Annotated in this window: 1 protein-coding gene; it reads right to left on the bottom strand. The window is 61.5% G+C overall.

Going from position 1 to position 2,245, the window contains the following annotated elements; translation table 11 throughout:
• Positions 1 to 2,084: KUP/HAK/KT family potassium transporter (locus ACT84W_RS02815; protein ID WP_444328140.1), on the bottom strand; the 2,084-nt coding region annotated here is incomplete at its 3' end.
• Positions 2,085 to 2,245: the final 161 nt, after the last annotated feature.

The raw sequence follows: 2,245 nt of genomic DNA, 5'->3' as shown, positions 1-2,245 counted from the left end.
GCGCTGCGGTCGAGGCGCTTAGGCGAGCTCGGCTCGGCGTCGAGCAGGTTGACGCGCGTGAGCTTGTGCTGGGACTTCTTCTTGGAGAAGAGGGGCACGTACTCAAAGAGGATGCTCGAGCTCTCCAGGCCGTACCACTTGGCCGGGCTTCCGCAGACTCGGCGGATCAGGTACTTGAGCTCCATCACGCGGTAGTTCACGCCCGAAAGGTCGGTCTCGGGGCTGATGACCTTGCGGAGCAGGCAGAACTTGAAGTCGCCGACCGCGCTGTGGGTGCGATAGATCGAGTACTTGTGGTTCTGCGGAGCGATCTGGTTGTTCTCCACGAGGTCCGCGACGATCTGGTACAGGTAGGTGTTGATGCGCTGGTTCACCTTGAAGCCGAGGCGCAGCTGCACCTTAAAGAGGAAGTCGGTGTCGAAGTTGTTCACGATGTACTCGTGCGTGAACGGCTCGTCGGTGACCTGAACGTTCAGGAAGTAGTACGCCTTCGCGCGCTTGGGCTGCTTGTCCAGGATCGAGTAGAGGATGTCGCGGTCGAGCTTGTCGATCGAGGAGTCGTTGGTCAGGAAGACCAGGTTGTCGGCCAGGTAGGGGACCTCGTTGTCGTGGCAGAGGCTAAAGAGCTGGTCGAGGTACTTGTCCACGGGGAGGAACACCGTCTGGGTCCTCTCGACGGCGGTACCGCGGCGCCACACGTACATGACGATGAAGATCGCCGTTGCCAGCAACACGGTCACGTAGCCGCCGTGGAAGAACTTCGTCAGGCTCGAGAAGAAGAACATCAGCTCGATGGCGCCGAAGATCAGCAGGAACGGCACGGCCGCCACCGGCTGGCGACGAATCTTCGAGAGGTAGGTGAACAGTAGCAGGGTGGTCATCAGCATGGTGACGGTGATGGCCAGGCCGTAGGCGGCCTCCATGTGGTTTGAGCTGCGGAACAGCAGGACGACGCCGATGCAGCCGACCCACATGATGTTGTTGACCATCGGGATGTAGATCTGGCCCTTGGTCTCGGACGGGTAGTTGACGCGCATGTGTGGCATGAGGTCCAGGCGCACGGCTTCGGACACGATGGAGTACGAGCCCGTGATCAGCGCCTGCGACGCGATGATGGCAGCGAAGGCGGAAAGGATGACGGCGAACACGCGCAGCTGCTCGGGGAGCATCTGGTAGAACGGGTTCAGGTCCGCCACGCCCATGAGCTGGCCGTTTGCGTTGTTCGCGAGGATCCAGGCGCCTTGGCCGAGGTAGTTGATGATCAGGCACGTCTTCACGAAGGGCCAGGAGGCGTAGATGTTCGACTTGCCGACGTGGCCCATGTCGGAGTAGAGCGCCTCGGCGCCGGTGGTGCACAGGAACACGTTGCCCAGGACCATGAGGCCCGCGGCATTGAGGTTGCCGTCAAAGAGGAACGTGATGCCTCGGATCGGGTTGAGCGCGCGCAGGATGCTGACGTTGCCGATGACGTGGACGAGGCCCGAGACGCCCAGGAAGAGGAACCACAGCGTCATGACCGGCCCGAAGAACTTGCCGATGGTCGAGGTGCCCGCACGCTGCATGGCAAACAGGATGCACAGGATGGCGATGGTGACGAGGACGACGATGTTCTGGTTGTCGCCGATGACGGCGTAGCAGAAGTCGACCGTGCGCAGGCCCTCGATGGCCGTCGTGACGGTGACGGCGGGGGTGAGGATGCCGTCGGCAAGAAGCGCCGCGCCGCCGACCATCGCGGGGATGATCAGCCACTTGCCGCACTTCTTTACAAGGCTGTAGAGCGCGAAGATGCCGCCCTCGTTGTGGTTGTCCGCCTTCATGGCCACCAGGACGTACTTGACGGTGGTGATGAGGGTCAGCGTCCAGATGATGAGGGACAGAGCGCCGAGGACGACGTCCGTGCTCATCGTGGCGAGGCCGCCGTTGCCGCTCATGATCGCCTTGAGGGTGTACATCGGGCTCGTGCCGATGTCGCCGTAGACCACGCCGAGGGTGACGAGGATCATGCCCGCGGATAGCGGGATGCCCGCGCGCTTGGCCTTGCGCGCGCGGACGCTCGAGGCGGTGTCTTTGATCGAAGCTCCCATTTTTCTCCAAACTCGAGAACACAACACCGAGGAGACACAATTAAGTAATCTCACCGGAGTAAAGATTAAATAAATATAGGCCTTTGAGAAAAAAAGAGTAGCGGCTATCGAGAACGGCAGATTCGGTTGAGGCCTCGCGCTGGCACGGGGCCTGCCGCGCC

It is taken from the genome of Paratractidigestivibacter sp. (assembly GCF_052362415.1).
In the GTDB taxonomy this organism is placed as follows: Bacteria; Actinomycetota; Coriobacteriia; order Coriobacteriales; family Atopobiaceae; genus Paratractidigestivibacter.
The sequence above is the reverse complement of the archived record's forward strand: the minus strand, read 5'-3'. Positions and strand labels throughout refer to the sequence as shown.